The organism is Aeromonas sp., assembly GCF_050252055.1.
Lineage (GTDB): Bacteria > Pseudomonadota > Gammaproteobacteria > Enterobacterales > Aeromonadaceae > Aeromonas > Aeromonas caviae.
Map to the genome: position 1 here is coordinate 65214 of NZ_JBFWLQ010000011.1, position 21572 is coordinate 86785.

16 protein-coding genes are annotated in these 21572 nt (G+C 63.7%); 3 read left to right on the forward strand and 13 right to left on the reverse strand.

Features of this window, described 5'->3' with window-relative positions; all coding sequences use genetic code 11:
• Positions 1–27: 27 nt before the first annotated feature.
• Positions 28–783, reverse strand: a complete 756-nt coding sequence (locus AB7E19_RS17810) for a YciK family oxidoreductase (protein ID WP_427936096.1) — start codon at positions 781–783, stop codon at positions 28–30.
• A 224-nt stretch (positions 784–1007) separates the two neighbouring features.
• On the opposite strand from AB7E19_RS17810, the gene sohB reads away from it, so the two are divergent.
• On the forward strand, positions 1008–2015 hold the full coding sequence (gene sohB / locus AB7E19_RS17815) for a protease SohB (protein WP_103243541.1): 1008 nt from the start codon (positions 1008–1010) through the stop codon (positions 2013–2015).
• Positions 2016–2245: 230 nt separating this feature from the next.
• On the opposite strand, the gene astB is transcribed toward sohB, so the two are convergent.
• Positions 2246–3583, reverse strand: a complete 1338-nt coding sequence (gene astB, locus AB7E19_RS17820; RefSeq protein ID WP_039040522.1) for an N-succinylarginine dihydrolase — start codon at positions 3581–3583, stop codon at positions 2246–2248.
• 360 nt (positions 3584–3943) lie between these two features.
• Here astB and topA point away from each other — a divergent pair, with 360 nt between their 5' ends.
• Both topA and AB7E19_RS17830 read left to right on the forward strand, forming a co-directional pair.
• On the forward strand, positions 3944–6565 hold the full coding sequence (topA, locus tag AB7E19_RS17825; protein ID WP_010673895.1) for a type I DNA topoisomerase: 2622 nt from the start codon (positions 3944–3946) through the stop codon (positions 6563–6565).
• Positions 6566–6680: 115 nt separating this feature from the next.
• The gene (locus AB7E19_RS17830; protein WP_164882955.1) at positions 6681–6851 is read left to right on the forward strand and encodes a hypothetical protein; all 171 of its coding nucleotides are present in this window, start codon (positions 6681–6683) and stop codon (positions 6849–6851) included.
• A gap of 83 nt (positions 6852–6934) precedes the next feature.
• On the opposite strand, the gene AB7E19_RS17835 is transcribed toward AB7E19_RS17830, so the two are convergent.
• The 11 genes from AB7E19_RS17835 to rimO all read right to left on the reverse strand — a co-directional run bounded on the left by AB7E19_RS17835 (position 6935) and on the right by rimO (position 21423).
• On the reverse strand, positions 6935–7285 hold the full coding sequence (locus tag AB7E19_RS17835) for an MGMT family protein (RefSeq protein ID WP_039040524.1): 351 nt from the start codon (positions 7283–7285) through the stop codon (positions 6935–6937).
• Positions 7286–7351: 66 nt separating this feature from the next.
• Entirely contained in the window at positions 7352–8902 is a 1551-nt protein-coding gene (locus AB7E19_RS17840; protein WP_427936101.1) for a methyl-accepting chemotaxis protein, read from the reverse strand.
• A 192-nt stretch (positions 8903–9094) separates the two neighbouring features.
• On the reverse strand, positions 9095–10951 hold the full coding sequence (locus AB7E19_RS17845; RefSeq protein WP_427936103.1) for a beta-N-acetylhexosaminidase: 1857 nt from the start codon (positions 10949–10951) through the stop codon (positions 9095–9097).
• Between the two features lie 67 nt (positions 10952–11018).
• Positions 11019–11891, reverse strand: coding sequence for a BadF/BadG/BcrA/BcrD ATPase family protein (locus AB7E19_RS17850; protein ID WP_368153914.1), 873 nt, complete (start codon positions 11889–11891; stop codon positions 11019–11021).
• 104 nt (positions 11892–11995) lie between these two features.
• Positions 11996–13723: a glycoside hydrolase family 9 protein gene (locus tag AB7E19_RS17855; protein ID WP_427936106.1), complete on the reverse strand. Its 1728-nt coding sequence runs from the start codon at positions 13721–13723 to the stop codon at positions 11996–11998.
• 107 nt (positions 13724–13830) lie between these two features.
• Positions 13831–14829 carry an ABC transporter ATP-binding protein gene (locus tag AB7E19_RS17860; protein ID WP_039040529.1) on the reverse strand — a complete coding sequence of 333 codons (999 nt, stop codon included), beginning with the start codon at positions 14827–14829 and terminating at the stop codon, positions 13831–13833.
• An 11-nt stretch (positions 14830–14840) separates the two neighbouring features.
• The gene (locus AB7E19_RS17865; protein WP_042015838.1) at positions 14841–15863 is read right to left on the reverse strand and encodes an ABC transporter ATP-binding protein; all 1023 of its coding nucleotides are present in this window, start codon (positions 15861–15863) and stop codon (positions 14841–14843) included.
• A complete protein-coding gene (locus AB7E19_RS17870; protein ID WP_010673904.1) occupies positions 15860–16765 on the reverse strand; it encodes an ABC transporter permease in 906 nt (301 codons plus the stop codon). Before AB7E19_RS17870 ends, AB7E19_RS17865 begins: the two co-directional genes overlap by 4 nt.
• Before the next feature lies 1 nt (position 16766).
• A complete protein-coding gene (locus tag AB7E19_RS17875) occupies positions 16767–17750 on the reverse strand; it encodes an ABC transporter permease (RefSeq protein WP_010673905.1) in 984 nt (327 codons plus the stop codon).
• A gap of 117 nt (positions 17751–17867) precedes the next feature.
• Complete coding sequence (locus tag AB7E19_RS17880; RefSeq protein ID WP_039040531.1) at positions 17868–19550, reverse strand: ABC transporter substrate-binding protein; 1683 nt, start codon at positions 19548–19550, stop codon at positions 17868–17870.
• A 544-nt stretch (positions 19551–20094) separates the two neighbouring features.
• Positions 20095–21423, reverse strand: a complete 1329-nt coding sequence (gene rimO, locus AB7E19_RS17885) for a 30S ribosomal protein S12 methylthiotransferase RimO (RefSeq protein WP_427936110.1) — start codon at positions 21421–21423, stop codon at positions 20095–20097.
• Positions 21424–21572: the final 149 nt, after the last annotated feature.

Below are 21572 nucleotides of genomic sequence, written 5' to 3' on the forward strand. Positions count from 1 at the left end.
GTAATCCCATCCGGTTGATTTGTTGATTTATTTGGGTTGGGCCACGAAGGTCTTGCCGCTCTGGCCCTGACTGTCACGCCCCATCAGGTAGAGATAGAGGGGCATCAGATCGGCCGGGGTCTTGAGGGTTTGCGGATCTTCCGCCGGGAAGGCGCTGGCTCGCATCCTGGTGCGGGTGCCGCCCGGGTTCAGGGTGTTGACCCGCACCCTGGTGTTCTCCAGCTCGTCCGCCAGCACCTCCATCATCCCCTCGATGGCGAACTTGGAAATGGCATAGGTGCCCCAGTAGGCGCGCCCTTTGCGGCCCACGCTGGAGGAGGTGTAGACGATGGACGCCTCGCCCTGCTCCTTGGCGGTCTGGCGAAGGAGGGGCAGCAGCGCCTGGGTCAGCAGGAATTCGGATTTGACGTTGACCTGCATCACCTCGTCCCACTCCTGCTCCTGAATGTGTTCGAACGGCGACAGGGTGCCGAGCAGCCCGGCGTTGAACAGCACGCCGTCGAGGCGGCCGAACTGCTGGGCGAAGGTCTCCGCCATGCCGCGGTAGTGGGCGGCAGTAGCCCCTTTCAAGTCCACTGGCACGATGGCGGGCAGGGGGTGACCGGCCGCTTCAATCTGGTCGTAGACCGCCTCCAGCTTGGCACTGGTGCGCCCGAGCAGGATCACGGTGGCACCGTGGGCCGCATAGGTGAGGGCCGCTTCGCGGCCGATGCCGTCACCGGCGCCCGTCACCAGAATGACCTTGTCCTTGAGCAGATCACGGGGGGCCTGATAGTCGAGCATGTGGACTCCTGTTAACAATGCCTGGCGGCTTGGCGCAACGAATCGAGTGGGCAAGTGTACTGACCCGGCCCGGCAGTTGACCAGTATGAGACGGCAAAAATGTGAATAAAACAGGGCGATAGCGTCGATCCCTCCGCCCTTGGCACGGGAGATGGCAGAGTTTTTGCGCGAGGGGGGCAAACTCCTTACTATGTGAAAAAACCGGACATTGAGCGGAGCATCAAGTGGCATTTTTGACCGAATACGGCCTGTTTCTGGCCAAGACCCTCACCTTCCTGCTGGCCATCGGCGCCGTCATCCTGATGGTGGCGAGCAGCCGCCAGCCCAAATCCCGCAAGGGGGAGCTGGTGGTGACCGATCTCTCCGGCGAGCTGGAGCAGGGGCGCCATCAACTGCAGGCAGCCCTGGCGGGCAAGGCCGAGCGCAAGCAGATGGAGAAGACCCGCAAAGCCGAGCACAAGGCCAAAGCCAAGGGGGAGGATGAGCGCAGCCGGCTGTTCGTCATCGACTTCAACGGCAGCATGGATGCCAAGGAAGTGGCCTCCCTGCGGGAAGAGGTGAGTGCCGTGATAGGCGTGGCCCGGCCCGGGGACGAGGTGCTGCTGCGCCTCGAATCCGGCGGCGGCGTGGTGCATGGCTACGGCCTGGCCGCCTCCCAGTTGCAGCGGCTGCGGGACAAGGACATCACGCTGACCGTGGCCATCGACAAGGTGGCGGCGAGCGGTGGCTACATGATGGCCTGCGTCGCGGACAAGATCCTGGCGGCGCCGTTCGCCATCGTCGGCTCCATCGGTGTCATTGCCCAGATGCCGAACTTCAACAAGCTGCTCAAGAAGCACGACATCGAATTCGAGATGCACACCGCAGGCCAGTACAAGCGCACCATCACCATGTTCGGCGAGAACGACGATCAGGGGCGGGAGAAGTTTCGCGAGGAGCTGGGGGCCATCCACGAACAGTTCAAGGCCTTCGTGGCCGAGCACAGACCCGGTCTCGACATCGACAAGGTGACCACCGGCGAGCATTGGCTGGCGAGCCAGGCCAAGCAGCTCGGACTGGTGGATGCGCTTTGCACCAGCGATGACTACCTGCTGGCCCAGGCCAGCCATCACAAGGTGGTCGGCATCCGCTACAGCAAACCCAGGAGCCTGACCCAGAAGCTTGGCAAGCAGGCGGCACTGGGGCTGGAGGGGGCCCTCGGCCGCCTGTGGCAGCAGAGCCCCTGGCGCTGAGAACCTGTTTCGAGCTTACTGCGAGGTCGTGATCAAGGCTCATGTGCTGCTCGGAATCCTCATGTGTATCTACACACTCCGGTTCCTGCGCTGCTCTTCACCTTGCTGACGATCTCTCGCTACAGCTCGTGAACAGGTTTTATAGCTCAGTGCAAAGGACTAAAAAGAGAGCCGGGCATTGCCCGGCTCTCTTTTTTTATTGCGTCGGCTCTGCAGGCCGATGGCGCACCTCAGCGTTGGAAGGGGTAGACGGAACCCAGTTTCAGGATCTGGGTCAGCTCGTCCAGGGCGGTGCGGGTCTCCAGCACCAGGGACGGGTCGCGCAGATCGTCCAGCGCCAGGCTGTCGCGATAGTGCTTCTCGACCCACTGATCCAGGCGGGCAAACTGGCTGTCGGTGATGAGGCAGGCAGGGTTGACCGCGGCGAGTTCGGTGTCGTTCATGGCGACCCGCAGGCGCAGACAGGCGGGGCCGCCGCCGTTTCTCATGCTCTGCTTCACGTCCATGTAGTGGACGTCCTTGATGGGGGTGCCCAGGGTCACCAGCCTGGCCAGATAGGCGGACACCGCCGGGTTGTCGCGGCATTCGGTGGGGGCGATGATCGCCATCTCGCCGGATGGCAGGGTGAGGATCTGGGTGTTGAACAAGTAGGATTTCACCGCATCCTGCACCGACACTTCGCTGGTCGGCACCTCGATGAAGTGCAGTTCCCCGTCGCCGAACTTGGTACGCACCTCGGCCAGCGCCGCCTCGGTATGGAGGAACGCCTGCTGGTGGAAGAAGAGCACGTTCTGGTTGCCCACCGCGATGACGTCGTTGTGGAACACCCCCTGATCGATCACGTCCGGGTTCTGCTGGATAAAGACGGCGCTCTCATCCCCAAGGCCATGCAGGCGGGCGATGGCCTGGCTCGCCTCCAGGGTCTGCCGGGCCGGATAGCGTTTGGGGGCGGGCTGGGAGACGTCGAAGGCGCTGCGGCCATAGACGAACAGCTCGACCCCCGCTTCGCCATAGGCGCGGCACAGCCGGGTGTGGTTGGCGGCGCCTTCGTCACCGAAGTGGTCGTTCTCCGGCAGATGCTGGTGGTGATAGAAGTGGCGATCGTTGTTGAACACGGCCCGCAGGATGCGCCCGGTCACCTCGGGCTCCAGGGAGCGGTGGAACTTGTTGGTCAGGTTGGCGGGGGTGAAGTGGATGCGGCCATCCTGGGTGTCGGCGCTCGGGGAGACGGTGGCGGCGTTGGCGGTCCACATGCTGGAGGCGGAGTAGCAGGCGGCCAGCACGGCGGGGGCCTGTCTGGCCGCCTGGGCCAGGACGCTGGCGTCGTTGCCGGTGAAGCCCAGGCGGCGCAGGGTCGCGAGATCCGGCCTCTCCTGGGGGGCCAGCACGCCCTGCACCATGCCGAGGTCGGTCAGCGCCTTCATCTTGCGCAGCCCCTGCTTGGCCGCTTCCTTGGGGTTGGAGGCCTCTTTGGCGTTGCTCTGGGAGGCGACGTTGCCATAGGAGAGGCCGGCATAGTTGTGGGTGGGGCCGACCAGGCCGTCGAAGTTGACCTCGAAGTGCTTCATGATCACATCCTTTCGATTTTTATATGGGGAGCGGTTCCTTCCGCGCACAAAGCTGCGGTGTGCGGCCATTATAAAGAGATTTCATCCTTTGTAACAAGCTGATAACCAGAATGGGTTTTTATGTCACAAGGGTGGCTGGATATGTCATTTCCAATCTAAAAAAGGGGGGGATATAGCATAAAAACAAAAAAGCGGTTGCTTCCCGCGCCCCGGCTTCGCATTAATAAATAAAGAAGCAGGGCGGTTCGGGCTGTCGGGCAAATTGACCCGCAAGATTGCTTTTTCCCGTCAAATCTCTTATACAGCCCCACAAAACCGCACGCCAACCCCGTCGGGTGCAATGAGGATAATAGTTACAGCATGGGCAAATCACTGGTCATCGTGGAGTCTCCGGCCAAGGCCAAGACCATCAACAAATATTTGGGCAAGGACTACGTGGTGAAATCCAGCGTAGGCCACGTGCGCGATCTGCCGACCAGCGGCAGCGCCAGCACCGAGCCCAAAAAACCTGTCATTCGCGGCATCAAGCTCAGCGAATCCGAGAAGGCGGCCAAGGATCGCAACGCCCTGTTCTCAAGGATGGGCATCAACCCGACCGCAGGCTGGCAGGCCAACTACCAGATTTTGCCCGGCAAGGAAAAAGTGGTCAGCGAGTTGCAAAGTCTGGCCGCCAAGGCCGACACCATCTATCTCGCAACCGACTTGGATAGAGAGGGGGAAGCGATCGCCTGGCACCTGCGCGAGATCATCGGTGGCGACGACAGCCGCTACAAGCGCGTGGTGTTCAACGAGATCACCAAGAGCGCCATCCAGGAGGCGTTCGCCCAGCCGTCCGAGTTGAACATTCATCGCGTCAACGCCCAGCAGGCCCGTCGTTTCCTCGACCGGGTGGTGGGCTACATGGTCTCCCCGCTCTTGTGGAAGAAGCTGGCCCGCGGCCTCTCCGCCGGTCGGGTGCAATCCGTCGCGGTGCGCCTCATCGTCGACAAGGAGCGCGAGATCAAGGCGTTCGTGCCGGTGGAGTTCTGGGATCTCAACGCCGACCTGCTCACCGCCGAGAAGAGCGAGCTGCGCATGGAGGTGGTCAGCCGCAACGGTGCCGACTTCAAGCCGGTGACCCAGGCCGAGACCTTCGCCGCCGTGGCGGCCCTGGAAGGGGTCGACTACAAGGTGGTCAACCGGGAAGACAAGCCGACCGGCTCCAAGCCGTCCGCTCCCTTCATCACGTCCACCCTGCAGCAGGCGGCTTCTACCCGTCTGAGCTTCGGGGTCAAGAAGACCATGATGATGGCCCAGCGTCTCTATGAAGCGGGTTACATCACCTATATGCGTACCGACTCCACCAACCTCAGCAAAGAGGCGGTGGATGCGGTGCGGGAATACATCGGCGAGCAGTATGGTGCCGCCTACCTGCCGAGCGAGCCGAACCTCTACGGCGCCAAGGCCAATGCCCAGGAGGCCCACGAGGCGATTCGCCCCTCCAGCGTCCAGGTGACTGCCGAGATGCTGGAAGGGATGGAGCCCGATGCCATGCGGCTCTATGACCTCATATGGCGCCAGTTTGTCGCCTGTCAGATGACCCCGGCCCAGTACGACTCCTCCACCCTGACCGTCAAGGCAGGGGAGTTCGAGCTCAAGGCGCGCGGCCGCACCCTGCGCTTCGCCGGCTGGACCAAGGCCCTGCCGCCCATGGGCCGCAAGGGTGAAGACAGCCAGCTGCCGGCGGTGACCGTCGGTGAGGTGCTGAAACTGGTCAAGCTGGATCCGCGCCAGCACTTCACCAAGCCGCCCGCCCGCTTCACCGAAGCGGCCCTGGTGCGCGAGCTGGAAAAGCGCGGCATCGGCCGTCCGTCCACTTACGCCTCCATCATCTCCACCATCGTCGACCGTGGGTATGTGCGGGTCGAGAGCCGCCGCTTCTTCGCCGAGAAGATGGGGGAGATCGTCACCGACCGCCTGGTGGAAAACTTCGTCGAGCTGATGAACTACGAGTTCACCGCCAAGATGGAAGACAAGCTCGACGGCATCGCCGAGGGGAGCCTGGAGTGGAAGAAGGTGCTCGACGCCTTCTACGCCGAGTTCACCCAGGAGCTGGAGCAGGCCGACAAGCCCCATGAAGAGGGGGGCATGCGTGCCAACCAGATGGTGTTGACCGATATCGACTGCCCGGATTGTGGCCGCAAGATGGGTATCCGTACCGCCACCACCGGCGTCTTCCTCGGCTGCTCCGGCTATGCCCTGCCGCCCAAGGAGCGCTGCAAGAAGACCATCAACCTGGTCAGTGCGGACGAGTTCGTCTCCGCCACCGACGGGGACGAGGCGGAAACCGATGCGCTGCGTGCCAAGCATCGCTGCGGGATCTGCGGCACCGCCATGGACGCCTACATCATCGACGACAGCCGCAAGTTGCACGTCTGCGGTCGCAACCCGGATTGCGATGGCTACGAGGTGGAACAGGGGCAGTTCAAGCTCAAGGGCTACGAAGGGCCGAGCATCGAGTGCGATCGCTGCGGCTCCGAGATGCAGCTCAAGAACGGCCGTTTCGGCAAATACATGGGTTGCACCAACGAGAGTTGCAAGAACACCCGCAAGATCCTGAAAAATGGCGACATTGCGCCGCCGAAAGAGGATCCGGTACCCCTGCCCGAGCTGAAATGCACCCAGTCCGACGCCCACTTCGTGCTGCGGGACGGCGCCGCCGGCCTCTTCCTGGCCGCCAGCAACTTCCCCAAATCCCGCGAGACCCGTGCGCCCCTGGTGGAGGAGCTCAAGCGCTTCCGCGATCGCCTCTCCCCCAAGCACCAGTACCTGGCGGACGCCCCGGCGTCAGATCCTGACGGAAACGCCTCCGTGGTGCGCTTCAGCCGCAAGACCAAGGAGCAGTACGTGATGACCGAGGTCAACGGCAAGGCGACCGGCTGGACAGCCCATTACGACAACGGAAAATGGCAGGAGAGCCTGCCCAAGGCGAAGAAAGCCTGATGGCGACGCCGCTCACAGCATGATGAAAGAGGCCCCTTGCGAGGGGCTTCTTTGTTGGTGGATGGCGATATACTGGAATGGCTGCATGGATGGCAGCGCAAGACAGGGAGTTGTCATGGAGATACATGAAATACGGCCGGGCATGACCTGCCTGACCCGTGAAGGGACAGCCTATGTGCTGGAGGTGGACAGACAGAGTCTGCTGGTGCTCTTGCAACGGGAGGATGAGACCATCCCGGTACAGGTGCGCAGCGATGACATTCTGGGACCCATTGCCGGCGACTAGGGAAGAGAACGTGACGGAGGGCGACCACAGAGGCCCTCCCTTTGTTGCAAGAGCCCCCATCCCTTCGGGGCGTGCCAGCCTCGTCAGAAGGGAACCAGAAAGAGCAGCTCGGCCAGGTCGGGCTGCCACTGCCACTCCCGCATCCTGACCCGCCCGCCAATCACGGGCACCCCCTCCTCCTGCAGCAGCCCCGCTTGCTTGTCAAAGCCTGCGGATCCTTTTGGCAGCGAAATGGTGCCTGCCGCCCCCAGCACCCGGTGCCAGGGCAGCACCTTGTCGGTCTCCCGCAAGACTTTTCCCACCAGCCTGGCCCGTCCGGGCAGGCCCGCGAGATCCGCCACCTGGCCGTAGCTCACCACGCGGCCGGGGGGGATCAGGGCGAGGATCGCCTCGATGCGGGCCGTCTTGTCCAGAGGGGGCGCGTTCGTTCTCATGATGATGGCTCGTCAAAAACAGCAGAAGCGCCATTGTGGCGCTTCTGTCATGGGGCTTGCAATCTGTCAGCCGAAGGTCTGGCTCAGTCCCCTGAGCTCGCGGGCCCGCCTGAGCAGCTCCTGGCTGGAGTCGTCCACCGCCTGGATCTTCTGGCTGTTGGCGCGGGAGTATTCGGAGATCTGGTGGATGTTGCGGCTGATCTCCTCCACCACCACCTGCTGCTGCTCCGCGGCGGCGATCTGGGTGGAGAATTCGGTCACCTGATCGATTTCCCCCAGCACCAGGTGCAGGTTGCCTGATCCCTGGCGGGTCATCTCGACACATTCCCGGGTCTGGGCCAGGTTGTCCTGCATCATGCCCTGCCAGCGTTCCAGGGTGTGCTGGATCTGGCTGATGCTGCCCTGGATCTGCTCGGTCGCCTTGTGGGTACGGGTCGACAGGGTGCGCACCTCGTCCGCCACCACCGCAAAGCCGCGCCCTTGCTCGCCGGCACGGGCGGCCTCGATGGCGGCGTTGAGGGCCAGCAGGTTGGTCTGCTCGGCGATGCCCTGGATTTCACCCATCACGCTGCCAATGCGCTCCGACTCGCTGGCGAGCTCCACCGCGGAGTGGAAGGCCTGCTCCGCCTGGCTGGCCAGCCTGGTCATCTGCTGCTGGGTCTGGTCCAGCTGTTCCACCGTGCTCTGGCAACTGCTGCGTGCCTCGGTCACCTGGCCGTTGGTGTCCTGGATGTTGCGGGCGATTTCGTGTGCGGTGCTGGCCATCTGGGTCATGGCGGCCGCCATCTGCTGGGTCTGGGCATCCTGCTCGTTGATGTCGAGGAAGGCGCGGTGTGAGGAGTCCTGCAGATCGGTTGCCAGGGCCTGAAGCGGATGGGTGGCATCGTCGACCCGCCCCAGCACGGTGCGGATCCGGGCCTGCAGCATCTTCAGGTGAAAATCGGCGATGGCACCCGGGGCATCCCCCGAATAGACCAGCCGGGTCAGGCTGTCATATTGCTGACCGAGCTGCCTGAGATAGCGGGGCAAGGCGATGAGCTCGCGCCAGTAGGTGCCCGCAATGGCGAGGGGGGGAAGCAGCATCAGCAGCGCGGTGAGGGGGCCCTGGGTGAGGGCGGCCCAGACCAGCAGCGCCAGCAGCGGCAGGCCGAGCATCAGCGGCCTGAAGCGGCGCAGCGAGGGGCGGGCCGGGGTGCCCCGTTGCTCGGCCGAAAGCAGGGCCCGATAGGCCTGGGCGGCAGCCTGCTTGAGCTGGGGGTCGGGCTTGCAGCGCACCGACTGGTAGCCGCTTATCTTGCCGTGCTCGTAGATGGGGGTGACGTAGGCGTCGACCCAGTAATAGCGGCCATCCTTGCAGCGGTTTTTCACCACTCCCCGCCAGGGGTTGCCCTCCTTGAGGCGATCCCAGAGGTCGGCGAAGGCGGCCTTGGGCATGTCGGGGTGGCGAACCAGGTTGTGGTTGTGGCCGACCAGTTCATCGACCTGGTAACCGGCGATGCGGCAGAAGGCGGGGTTGGCGTAGGTAATGACGCCGCGCAGATCCGTGGTGGAAACGAGTTGCACGTCGGCGGGAAATTCCACTTCACTGTCCACGACCTGGGCGTGTTTGCGGGCCATAAGGGTAAGCTCCGATCTGTTTGCTGATTGTTATTGTGGCGGAACCGCAGGGAGGTGCATCCCCTGTCTGGTTTCATCGGGGGCCTTATTTTGCCAACAAAGGCAGATGAAAAGTAGGGGCTAGGTTGGGTTTTTGTTGTCGATGGGTAAAAAAACGGCGACCAAAAGGTCGCCGAAAAGAAAAAGATAACACTACCTCTGTGGCACCCGGTAACGCACTTGCAACTGGTCGAGGATGTGCAGCTGGCCGGGCAGACGGGCGACGAAGTGCTCCCACACCTTGCGGGCGGGAGTGCTCCAGGCCACCTCTGCCGTGGCCAGCATGCGCGGGAACAACATGTAGTCGAGACGATCGCGAGAGGTGATCAGTTCCGACCACAAGGGGCTCAGCACCCCCAGGATGTTATCGTTGGCATGGAAATCGGCCGGGGCAGGATCGCATGCATGCACCTGCGCCAGGTTGAGGGTACCCGCCCAGTAGAGTCCCGGCTCGTGGATGTCCTGACTCCAGGCGAGATCCAGATAGAGGTGCTGGGCAGGCGCCATCACCACGGGGTAACCGGATGCGGCGGCATCCAGGCCGGCCTGGAAGCTGGTCCAGGCGAAGACGGTGGCCTCCCGGCTCACCTTGTCACCGTGCAAAATCTCCTCCCACCCCAGCATCTGCTTGCCCTTGCCAGCCAGGTATTGCTGGCAGTGGCGCAGCAGGTGCCCCTGCAGCTCGCGGCAATCCTGATACCCCTGCTCGGCCATCAGCTGCTGGCAGGCGGGACTGTCGGTCCAGACGCCGGTGGGCACTTCGTCACCCCCCATGTGAACCTGACTCCCTGGGAAGAGATCGCACACCTCGTCCATCACGGCGTCCAGGAACCGGTAGGTGCCGGGCAGGGCCGGGTTGAGCACGTTGTCGTCGAAATATTGCACCGAGAGGTAGCGGGAGCGGTCTGCCTCTTCCACCAGCAGCTCGGGCAGCGCCTTGATGGCGGCGTGACAGTGCCCCGGGATGTCTATTTCCGGAATGATGGTGATGCCAAGCCCGGCGGCGTAGGCGACCAGCTCGCGCACCTCGCTCTGGGTGTAGTAACCGCCATAAGGGTCGGGGCCGCCGCTCAGCTGGGGCCCCACCGCCAGGCCATGGCCGCGCCAGGCACCCACGGCGGTCAGCTGGGGGAAGGCCTTGATCTCAAGGCGCCACCCCTCGTCGTCGGTCAGGTGCCAGTGGAAGCGGTTGAACTTGTAGAGGCTCATCTGCTTGAGCAGGCGCTTGAGGGTGGCGATGGAGTGGAAGTGGCGGGCACAGTCGAGGAAGATGCCGCGAAAACCGAAGCGCGGTGCATCCCGCACCGTCAGGCAGGGCAGGCTCTCTCCGTGTTGCAGCGCCCACTGGGCCAGGCTCACCAGCCCGTGGCGCCAGCCCGCCTCGCCGGCGGCCCGGATGACGATCTCCTCAGGGGTGATGGTGAGCTCATACCCCTCGGGGGGAAGTGTCGCCTCGACGAGGTGGATCTCCGCATCGTGATCCTGGGTCAGGGCCAGGCCTGTCAGCTCGTTGAAATGGGCTAGCAGGGAGGCGAGGGGAACGGGACCGCCGACGTGGGCCCGCTCGGCCAGCCGGAAGTTGCCTTCTGTATAAATCAGGTGGGCGGGTTGGGGCACGAGGCCGTTGACGGCCTCCACCTGTGGCAGATCGGGTCCCGGGGAAGGCGGGTTGGTCAGGCCAAGGTCTTCCCCCTTCAGCACCAGGGGTTGCAGCTGCCCCTTGCTCTCCAGGCTCAGGAAGAAACCCTTGGGCATATCGGAGTCATGCTTGAGCGGGGTGTTGCGACAGCAGAAGCGCAGCTCGCTCCCCCCCTCATGGGGCACCATGACCTTGTAACTGCCGCTCTGGCGCTCCAGGGAGCCCCCTTCGATCGAGTGGGGATCGATCTGGCGGGCGAGGCAGAAGTGGAGTTTCCAGGGGGCTGCTGGCAGTTGGCTCAGGGTGAAGCGAAACCAGACATCGTCACCGTCACGGTGATCGACCCGGGTGTGGATCAGGGGTGCGGACATGGGAATTCCTCTGATGGGGTGAAGGAAACGGGAGCCTGTCCCGCAGGTGTTGTCGGCCCGGCAAGGCTCAGGGATGCAGACATGGCAGCGCCTCCGTCCTGGCAAACAGGATGGCCCCCTCCAGCGCGTCGCGCTTGGGGGCGACCAGATGGAAGTGGCCCAGACGGGGGGTGAGGCGCGTGCCGATGCCGCCCAGCAGGGCGATCCGGTCTGCCCCGAGCTGGGTCATGCCCTCCAGCAGCATGCCGAGCTGGGCACAGGTCTCATCCAGCAGGGCGGTGGCGAGATCGTCCCCGTCGCTCGCGGCATCGAACACCCAGGGGGCGAAGCGGCCATAGTCGGCCGGGATGGCGCGCGCAGCCCAGCGCACCACCTCGGCCTGATCCCGCTTGAAGTGATCCATCAGGCGCACCGCCAGGGTGCTGGGGGGCAGGATGCCGTCGTGGCAGAGCAGGGATTGCTGGATGGCGCGCAGCCCGAGCCAGGCGCCGCTGCCGAGATCCGAGACGGGGAATCCGCGACCCGAGCAGGTGCGAAGGCGTCCCTCCCGGTAGATGAGCCCCGCCGAGCCGGTGCCCGCGATCAGGATGGCCCCCTCCTGGCCGTCGAAGGCGCCGAGGCAGGCACCAAAGGCATCGGAGGTGAGCTTCACCCGCGCAAACGGGAAGGGCATGGTCAGCATGGCGTGGTAGCAGTCGGCGAGCTCGGCGGAGGCGAGTGCGAGCCCGACTCCCATCCGCTGTTCGCTCTCCCTGGGCAGACCCGCGTCGATGCGGGCCTGATCGATGGCAGCCAGTACATGGCCGTGGGCGAGGGCGATGCCCAGCTCCAGATTGGAGCCGGCGGCGCGCCCCTCGCCGAGCAGCTTGCCTGCGTTGTTGCGAATGCGGGCCCGGGTGTGGGTGCCGCCGCCGTCCACCCCGACCCAGAATTCAATCATGGGGGCCTCCCTGCGCGCTTTGCCAGGTGATGGCCAGGGTAAACCTGGCTGGCGGTATGGAGGATCCAGGGCTCTCCCCGGTGCGAGTGATGTGTGAACCGCTCTCAATCATGGTGGCCTCCTTGTGCGCTCTGCCAAGTGATGGCCAGGGCGAACCAGGCGGCGTGCGGGATCCATTGCTCCCCCCAGCGCCAGTTCTGATCCAGCCGATCCTTGTACGCCTCTGGAATAAAGGCCACGTCATTTTCGTCATCGAAGCCGGCGGTGATGCCGTTGCAGATCCCCCCCTGCGCATTGGGGTAGCCGGCGGTGTATTCCGGGTTGTTGATGCCCTGACCCGCCAGCATGCAGGCGTTGAAGGGGTTTCTCCCCAGGATCCAGTCGAGCTGCTGCTGGCCGAAGGTGCGCAGCAGTGCGCTCTGCCCGGGCAGGTGCTGCGCGGCAGCAAACGCCATGGTGGCGAGCGATGCCAGCCGGGCGTTCTCCCCCTGCCACCAGTAACCCGACTCGTTGTGATGGGGCATAAAGAAGCTCACCCGGGGCGCCTCATCGACCCCTTTCACATACTGGCGGGCGAGGGCGAACGGGTTGCCTGCCCGGGCCGCGAGGGCCAGCTCGGCCGCCAGGGCCTGCTCGGCGACGGTCCTGGCCGCCCACTGGCGCGCCGGATCCGGCTCGATGGCGAGATACTCCAGCAGCGCCAGTACCGGCAGGCCCGCCTCGGCGGCGTGGTAGTAGGGGCGAGAGCCATCGTCGTTGGCGGCCCAATGGTGGCCGAGATCGGTGTGGGCGCGCTGGCGGGCGCACAGCCGGCCGGCCCGATCCCGCGCCTCGGCGAGCCACTCGGCGCCCAGCGTTTTGGTGAGCTCGACCGCCGCCAGCAGGGCGCAGTAGTCGTCGATGATGTTCTCGACCCCGTCGTCCAGGTAGGCGAGGTTGTGCTCGCGCAGGTGCAGGTAGCCGCGTCTGGCCGCCTCGGCGTACTGGCTTGTGTCAAGGTCGCCGCCACTCGGTTCCCGGGCGGCGCGGGCCAGGGCGGCGATGGCCATGCCGCCCCCCTGGCGAAAACCCGCCTGCCAGCGGGCGGACTTGATCCCCTGCTGGGTCGAATAGGCGCACAGCTCCCGCTGGGCGGGATCCTTGCTCCACTTGTCGAACAGGGTCATGTAGAAAAAGCCGCGCTCGTCCTGCATCCGGCAGAGAAAATCCGCCCCGTGCAACCCCTCGTCATTGAGCCGTTTGCACAGGTTCACCCCGTCGATGTCACTACGTGTCGCCAGGAGTTCCCGGCACTTGAGCAGGGACCAGACCACCATGGGGGTCTGCTGGGGATTGAGGTAGTTGGCGTAGGATAGATGGCTCAGGTACTTGCTCATGTCGCCGCTGGCGTCGAACCAGCCGCCATGTACGTCCCGGTGCTGATCGGTGCCAAAGAGGCGTGCCCTGCGGTCCGCCCGGTCGAAGGTGCCGCTGGCGCGTTGTCCCTTGAAGTAGTGGATGACATCGGAGAGGCAGCGGCGCGCCAGCAGCCCCCGGCCGATTGCAAAGGGGGGGGAGCGCACCAGACGCTCCTGCGCTTCCGTGGTCACGACGGCCTCCAGCCGGTAGTGGCCGGGCTCGGTGAAGGCGGAGAAATCGGCCCGCCAGTAGTGGCGCCCCTGCCAGCCGGGGACGCTCCCCGCCGCCACCAGCGGCGTCTCCAGCAGGAGGTGGTCGTCCTCCTGGCGCAGCAACCTGACGTGGCCGCGGATATCGAGGTCGGCGCCACACTGCAGCAGGGCGCTCTTCTCCCCGTCACATTCGTAACCCACCTGGTTGATCAAAAGTTCCATCAAGGTCTTACTCCGAAGGCTCGCCCCTGGCGGGCGAGGCTCATTGCGGGGCCTTGCGGCCCCGACGCGAGGCATGGCCGGGCGACGGCGCCCGGCCGCGGGCCTGCTTACCCCTGCTCGTGGAGGTAGCAGCGCACGAAGTGGTTGTCGGCGAGCCGGGTCACCGGGGGCAGGCTCTCCTTGCAGCGGGGCATGGCCTGATGGCAGCGCCCGGCAAAGGGGCAGCCACGGGATTCCGGGGTCCAGAGCGGGATTTCCCCCTTGCGGCCTCCCTCCAGCTCGGCGTGGATGCTCTTCTCGGGATCCGGCACCGCCGAGATGAGCAACTGGGTGTAGGGGTGCTGGGGGTGGTGCAGGATCTCGTCCACCTCTCCCCACTCCACCATGTGACCCACGTACATCACCGCCAGATCTTCCGCCACGTAGCGGGCGGTGGCGATGTCGTGGGTGATGTAGAGCATGGAGACGCCGAGCTCGTTCTTCATCTGCTCCATCAGGTTGAGGATGCCGATGCGAATGGAGACGTCGAGCATGGAGGTGGGCTCGTCCGCCAGCACCACTTCCGCCTCCACCGCCAGGTTGCGGGCGATGTTGACCCGCTGGCGCTGGCCGCCGGAGAGCTGGTGCGGGTACTTGGCCGCAGTCGCCTTGGCGGGGGTCAGCCCCACCTTTTCAAGGAGGCCATAGACCATGTCGGGCAGATCCCGCTTGTCGCTCACCTTGCTGTGCAGCAGCAGGGGGCGGGCGATGTGGTGGTAGATGGTGTGGGTCGGATTCAGTGAACCGAACGGATCCTGCCACACCATCTGCACGCTCTGGCGATAGTCCAGCAGGGCGGTGCCCTTGTTGAACTCCTCCAGGTCGCGGCCACGGTAGAGGATGCGGCCGTTGGAGAGCTTGTACATCTTGGCGATGATCTTGGCGATGGTGCTCTTGCCGGAGCCGGATTCCCCCACCACTGCCAGGGCGCGGCCCCGGTGCAGGTTGAAGGTGATGTCGGACAGCGCCCGCATCTTGCCGCTCTTGATGGCGTTGGAGTTGACGGCGAAGTCCTTGTAGAGGTGCTGGACCTCGATGATGGGCGCGTCGGTTTGGGCGATTTGCATGACAGACATCCTTAACAGCCAGCGGCCTTGTCCAGATGGATCGGAAGATCCGGTTGTTCCTCTGCTGCCTCATGAAGGTGACAGGCAGCCTGTTGGCCGGGCCGGATCTCGGCCAGCCGGGTGTATTCCTGGCGGCAGCGCTCATGTACCTTGGCGCAGCGTGCCTGGAAGCGGCAGCCCACCGGCACCTCCAGCAGATTGAGTGGGCTGCCAGGGATCCCCTCCAGCACGGTCTTGGGCCCGTGCAGGGGCGGGAAGGAGTTGCCAAGGCCCCGGGTATAGGGGTGCAGGGGCGCGGTCAGGATCGCCTTGGCCGGCGCCACCTCCACCAGTTCCCCCGCGTACATGATGCCGATGCGATCGCAAAATTCGACCATCAAGGAGAGGTCATGGGTAATGAAGAGGATGGAGAAGTTGAACTTCTCTTTTAGTGCATAGACCTTCTGCAGGATCTCCCGCTGCACCACCACATCGAGCGCCGTGGTGGGTTCGTCCATGATGAGCAGCTCGGGGTTGAGGGCCATGGCGATGGCGATCACCAGCCGCTGGCGCATGCCGCCGGAGAACTGGTGCGGGTAGTCCTTGAGCCGGCTCGGGTGGATGTCGACGATCTCCAGCAGCTCCTGGGCGCGCTTGATCGCCTCATAGCGGGTCATGCCGGGGTTGTGGGCCAGGAGCACGTCGCAGAACTGCTCCTCCATGCGCAGCACGGGGTTGAGCGCATTCATGGCGGACTGGAACACCACGCTCGCCTGGCGCCAGCGGTAGCTGCGCAACCGCTCGTCATCGAAGCCGAGGATGTTCTCTCCCTTGAACAGGATCTCGCCGCCGCTGATGTAGGCGGGCGGCTTGTGCAGCCTGGCCACCGAGAAGGCGACCGTGGACTTGCCGCAGCCGGACTCGCCGGCGAGGCCGAACACCTCACCCGGCATGATGTCAAAACTGACCGAATTGACGGCGCGCACGTCGCCGCTCTCGGTGATGTAGTCGACGCAGAGCTGGCGCACCGACAGCAGGGGTTGTTGCGGCTTCATGCTGTCTTCTCCTGAGCTGTGATGGGAGTGGCAAGCTGCTTCCAGCGACGCAGGCCCTTGTGGGAACGAAGCTGCGGGTTGGCGATTTCGTCGATGGCGAAGTTGAGCATGGCGAGGCCCGCCCCCAGGGTGGCGATGGCAAAGCAGGGGGCCAGGATCTCCCACCAGGCGCCCACCAGGATGGCGCTCGAGGTCTGGGCGTTGTAGAGCATGATGCCCCAGCTCACGACGGTGGGGTCGCCGAGGCCCAGGAACTCCAGGGTCGCCTCGGTGACGATGGCGTAGATGATGGACCCGATGAAGCTCACCCCGATGATGGAGATGAGGTTCGGCAGTATCTCCACCAGGATGATGCGCCAGGCCGGTTCACCCAGCACCTCGGCGGCGATGACGAACTCCTTCTCCCGCAGGGCCAGGGTCTGGGCGCGGATGACCCGGGCGCCATAGGCCCAGGAGGTCAACCCTATGATGAGGGCGATCACCATGGGGGAGGCTTCTCCGATGAAGCTTGCCAGCACCAGCAACAAGGGGAGGTTCGGGATCACCAGCACCACGTTCATCAGGAAGGTGAGGCACTCGTCCACCACGCCGCCGAAGTAGCCGGCGGTGATGCCCACCGTGATGGCCAGGGCGCACACCAGCAGGCCTGCCCCGAAGCCCACCATCAGGGAGATGCGGGCGCCGTTGGTGAACTGGGCCCAGAGATCGTGGCCCATGCGGTTGGACCCCATCACCAGCTCCACGCTGGGGGGCTGGTGGGGGCGGGCGACCCGCTTGGTGGGTTCGTTGCTGGCGAGCAGCGGGGCGAACAGGGCCATCAGCACGAAGGTGACCACGATGGCGAGGCCGAAGGCGGCCTTCTTGTTGCCCAGCAGGATTTTCAAGATAGTCGGCATACGCATCTTATTTGCCTCCTGTACGCAGACGGGGATCCAGGAAGACGTAGAGCACGTCCGCCAGGAAATTGAAGCTGAGCATGGTGATGGTCATGATGAGCAGTTGCCCCTGGATGAGGGGGTAGTCACGGGCCAGGATGCCCTGATAGAGGGTCAGTCCCAGGCCGGGGTAGTTGAAGATCACCTCGGTGATGAGGGATCCGCCGATGACGAAACCGAGCGCCATGGAGAGGGCGGTGACGCTGGGCAGCACGGCGTTGCGCGCGCCGTAGTTGAAGATCACCCGGTTGCTGGAGAGCCCCTTGGCCTTGGCCATGGTGATGTAGTCCTCGCCCAGGAGGTTGATCATGTTGTTGCGCATGGTGATGAGAAAGCCCCCTACCTGCACCGCGGCCAGGGTGCCCACCGGCATGATGGCGTGCAGCAGGATGCTCTTGATGTGTTCCCAGCCAAAATCGGCGGGGATCTCGGGGCTGTAGGCGTAGCCGATGGGCAGCCAGCCGAGGCTGACCCCGAACAGGAAGAGGGCGAGCAGGGAGACCACCACGGGGGGGATGGCCTGCATCACCAGGGTGAGCGGGGAGAGGATGCTGTCCATGCGTCCGCCCCGGTACCAGGCGGCGAAGATGCCGACGATGGAGCCGATGGAGAAGCTCAGAATGGTGGAGGTGCCCACCAGGAACAGGGTCCAGCCGATGGCGCGGCCGAGGACGTCGGCAACCGGTTGGGGGTAGTAGCGCACCGAGGTGCCGAGATCCCAGGTGAAGACGCTCTTCACATAGGTGAGAAACTGGGTGCCGATGGGGCCGTCCACGAAACCGAAGGTGGCTTTGAGGGCTTCCAGCGCGGCGGGTTCCATCATGGCGCCGGCCCGGGCAAACATGACGGAGACGGGGTCCCCCGGCATGGCTCTGGGTAGCAGGAAGTTGATGGTGGCGGCCACCAGGAAGGCGACCAGATAGAAGGAGAAGCGTCTAAGTATAAATCCCATGGTGATACCTTTTACTGCAAGCCTGCCCCGCGCCGGGCAAAGCCCCCCCAACCCCGGCAGGTGCGGGGGATGGAAGACATGGCGGGGAAGAGGGCCCCCCGCAGGGGGCCGGGGTGATTAGCTGTTTGGCTTGAGTGACAGCACGTGCAGCAGACGCTCCGGAGTGTCCGGGTGAACCTGCGGCTTGGCGACCGGGTTGTCGGCACTGAACCAGCCATTGAAGCGCTTGGTGCTGTATTCGTACCAGGTCGGGTTGTTGAACACCGGGATGATGGTCTGGTTGGCCCCGACACGCTCCTGGATGGCGAACATGATCTCCTTCTGCTTGGCCGCATCGGCGGTCTGGGTGAAGTCGTCGATCAGCTTGTCGAGCTCGGGATCCTTGTAGCGGGGCGCCGCGAAGCGGTTGCCGCGCTCACCCATGTTGCGGGAGTGGAAGGCGGTCTCGAAGTACTTGTGCGGGTTGGCACCGGCAAAGTAACCCTGCAGGGCGACGTCGAAGTCACCGGTGATCAGGGACTCGGTCCAGACGGTGGCTTCCGGGGTGGCGGTCTTGGCGTTCAGGCCCAGGGCCTGCAGGCCTTCGACCCCGATCTGGACGGTGTTGACCCAGTCGGTCCAGCCGTTCGGTACCAGCACCTTGAACTCGATCTTCTTGCAGCTCGGGGTGTCGAGGAACTTGTCGCCGTCACAGTCCTTGTAGCCCGCCTGTTTCAGCAGGGCCTTGGCCCCTTCCAGGTCGAACTTGTTGTACTTGCCGTACTTCTTCTCGACGTCCGGGTTGTCCCAGGAGGCGAATGCCTTGCCAAGCCCTGACGGGTACTCGTTGACGGTGGGGTAGCCGTAGCCTGCGATGTCCACCATGGACTGGCGGTCCATGGCCATGGAGAAGGCGCGGCGGAAGTTGATGTCGTTGAAGGCTTCGTGGTTGCCCGGGTTCTTGCTCTGGAAGTTGACGTTGAACGCCACTGTGCCGGAGGCGGGGAACCAGTACTTGTTGTTCTTGGGATCGTTGCCGACGTAGAGGCGCTCGATGTCCGGCACGAAGGAGCCGAACCAGTCCACGTCACCCTTCATCACGGCGGCCAGTACCTGGTCGTTGGTGGCCATCTGCGGCATGCGCAGGCAGTCGATGGAGAGGCTGGCGTTGTCCCAGTAGTGCGGGTTGCGGCACTGGGTGTAGAGCTGGGCGGAGAAGTTGTCCACTTCGGTGAAGGGACCGGTCCCGACCGGCTTGTCGTTGGTGAAGGCCACCGGGTCTTTCACCGACTTCCACTGGTGCTCCGGTACGATGGGCACCAGCACCAGGTCGTTCACCACGTTGGTGTTGACCTCGGCCAGGTCGAATTTGACCTTGTGGTCACCCAGCTTCTCGACACCCTTGATCTGGGTCCAGATGGAGCGCTCGTCCAGCGCCTTGTTGGCCTTGACCAGGTTGAAGGAGAAGAGGATGTCGTCGGCGGTGAAGGCTTCACCATCGGACCACTTGACCCCTTCGCGCAGGTCGAAGGTGACGGATTTCAGATCATCGCTGAAGGCGTAGTGGGTAGCCAGACGATAGACGGGTTTGCCACCCTGCATATCGTTGAAGATCACCAGCGGCTCATAGATGAAGTGACGGGTGGTGTGGAGCAGACCCGCTTGCAGGAAGGGGTTGAAGTTCTTGACCCATGCGGTTTCCTGCTGGGCAACCAGGGTCAGCACCGTCTTGTTGTCGGCGGCCATGGCTGTGCCGGTGGCACCGGCAAGCAGAGTTCCCAGCATGACTGAGGTTGCGATTTTGGATACTTTGGCAAGCATATTTTTTCCTTTCTTATTGGTCTTCCATGGTTTTGGAATGGAGCACCGACATCGCATGCTTGGATACCGGCCCTCGCTGTTGGTCAGGTTTTGCACCCTTGTAGTTGTGTCGTCCAACGCCCTTAGAAAAGCAGAATTAACAGGAAAACAACAACTCTTCATTTCGTCGATATCGTAAAAATTGCACGGCGCACGTCATTATCGTCAAAATGTATTTTTAATCCTTTTAAATTATACAGTTGCATTAATTCTCACAAAGTAAAAAGTCACCTTGCCACTCCCTGTGACAACGATAATGTGAGCTGGATCGTGCTCGTTTTTTCCCCGTTGACACGGCTTATTTTTGCGCAGGAAACAAGCGGCTCATGTGGCAGGAGAGAAGTGTGCGCTGGTTCACGGGCGCGTGCGAAAAGAGCAAGGGGAGGTGATCGGTGATGAGGGGCGGCACAGGGGATGACATGGGGGCATGCAAGAGCCTGACGGGCGGCGGACATTAAAAAAGCCAGTCGGTGAGACCGACTGGCTTTGAGGGGGAGTGGCGTGATTATTCCACCAGGCTGGCCCAGAGGTCGTACTCGTCCGCTTCGTCGATGCGGACCTTGACCATGTCGCCGGGCTTGAGGCCGGTCTCGCCGTTCAGGTAGACCAGGCCGTCGATCTCGGGGGCATCGGCGGCGGAGCGGCCGGTGGCACCCTCTTCGTCCACCTCGTCGATCAGCACCAGCATCTCTTTGCCCACTTTACGGGCCAGCTTGCGGATGGAGACCTGCTGTTGCAGCTCCATGAAGCGCTGGAAGCGCTCTTCCTGCACCTCGGCCGGCACCGGATCCGGCAGCTCGTTGGCCTTGGCACCCTCGACCGGGCTGTATTTGAAGCAGCCAACCCTGTCCAGTTCCGCCTTGTCGATGAAGTCCAGCAGCATCTGGAACTCTTCTTCGGTCTCGCCGGGGAAGCCGACGATGAAGGTGGAGCGCAGGGTGATCTCGGGGCAGATCTCGCGCCACTTCTGGATCCGCTCCAGGGTGCGCTCGACGGAGCCGGGGCGCTTCATCAATTTGAGGATGCGCGGGCTGGCGTGCTGCAGCGGGATGTCGAGGTAGGGGAGGATTTTGCCGTCGCGCATCAGGGGGATGACGTTATCCACGTGCGGGTACGGGTAGACGTAGTGCAGGCGCACCCACATGCCGAGCTTGGCCAGCTCTTCGCACAGGGCCACCATGCTGGTCTTGACCGGCATGCCGTCGTAGAAACCGGTGCGGTGCTTGACGTCCACGCCGTAGGCGGAGGTGTCCTGGGAGATCACCAGGATCTCCTTCACGCCAGCCTCTTTCAGGCGCTTGGCTTCGGCCAGCACTTCGCCGATGGGGCGGCTCACCAGATCCCCGCGCATGGAGGGAATGATGCAGAAGGTGCAGCGGTGGTTGCAGCCTTCGGAAATCTTGAGATAGGCGTAGTGGCGCGGGGTCAGCTTGACGCCCTGGGCCGGCACCAGGCTGGTGAAGGGGTTGTGGGTGGGTTTTTCCACGTATTTGTGGACGTGGCCCAGCACCTCTTCATAGGCGTGGGGACCGGTGATCTCGAGCACCTTGGGGTGGATCTCGCGGATCTGGTTCTCTTTGGCACCCAGGCAGCCGGTGACGATCACCTTGCCATTCTCGGCCAGGGCTTCACCGATGGCTTCAAGGGACTCCTGCACCGCGCTGTCGATGAAGCCGCAGGTGTTGACCACCACCAGCTCCGCATCGTCATAGCTGGGCACCACGTCGTACCCTTCGGTACGCAGCTGGGTCAGGATGCGTTCGGAATCGACCAGGTTTTTGGGGCAACCCAAGGAGACGAATCCTACTTTGGGGGCCTGTTTTGTGTTGGACATCGCTCAATCACTCTTAGGTGGCTCTTATTCAAGGGCGCGGATTTTACCGGAATGGCTAACCAAAAACTATACAGCCGACACGTCGGAAGCGAACAATCTCTTTGCCCGGGGACGCGGGGTGGGGCGGGCGTGACATGACCACGGGCAGG

Bases quoted from the DNA above. Each gene is read 5' to 3' on its own strand.
- AB7E19_RS17810 (WP_427936096.1), bottom strand. From the start codon at position 783: ATGCTCGACTATCAGGCCCCCCGTGATCTGCTCAAGGACAAGGTCATT.
- astB (WP_039040522.1), bottom strand. From the start codon at position 3,583: ATGAAGCACTTCGAGGTCAACTTCGACGGCCTGGTCGGCCCCACCCAC.
- topA (WP_010673895.1), top strand. From the start codon at position 3,944: ATGGGCAAATCACTGGTCATCGTGGAGTCTCCGGCCAAGGCCAAGACC.
- AB7E19_RS17830 (WP_164882955.1), top strand. From the start codon at position 6,681: ATGGAGATACATGAAATACGGCCGGGCATGACCTGCCTGACCCGTGAA.
- AB7E19_RS17835 (WP_039040524.1), bottom strand. From the start codon at position 7,285: ATGAGAACGAACGCGCCCCCTCTGGACAAGACGGCCCGCATCGAGGCG.
- AB7E19_RS17840 (WP_427936101.1), bottom strand. From the start codon at position 8,902: ATGGCCCGCAAACACGCCCAGGTCGTGGACAGTGAAGTGGAATTTCCC.
- AB7E19_RS17845 (WP_427936103.1), bottom strand. From the start codon at position 10,951: ATGTCCGCACCCCTGATCCACACCCGGGTCGATCACCGTGACGGTGAC.
- AB7E19_RS17850 (WP_368153914.1), bottom strand. From the start codon at position 11,891: ATGATTGAATTCTGGGTCGGGGTGGACGGCGGCGGCACCCACACCCGG.
- AB7E19_RS17855 (WP_427936106.1), bottom strand. From the start codon at position 13,723: ATGGAACTTTTGATCAACCAGGTGGGTTACGAATGTGACGGGGAGAAG.
- AB7E19_RS17860 (WP_039040529.1), bottom strand. From the start codon at position 14,829: ATGCAAATCGCCCAAACCGACGCGCCCATCATCGAGGTCCAGCACCTC.
- AB7E19_RS17865 (WP_042015838.1), bottom strand. From the start codon at position 15,863: ATGAAGCCGCAACAACCCCTGCTGTCGGTGCGCCAGCTCTGCGTCGAC.
- AB7E19_RS17870 (WP_010673904.1), bottom strand. From the start codon at position 16,765: ATGCGTATGCCGACTATCTTGAAAATCCTGCTGGGCAACAAGAAGGCC.
- AB7E19_RS17875 (WP_010673905.1), bottom strand. From the start codon at position 17,750: ATGGGATTTATACTTAGACGCTTCTCCTTCTATCTGGTCGCCTTCCTG.
- AB7E19_RS17880 (WP_039040531.1), bottom strand. From the start codon at position 19,550: ATGCTTGCCAAAGTATCCAAAATCGCAACCTCAGTCATGCTGGGAACT.
- rimO (WP_427936110.1), bottom strand. From the start codon at position 21,423: ATGTCCAACACAAAACAGGCCCCCAAAGTAGGATTCGTCTCCTTGGGT.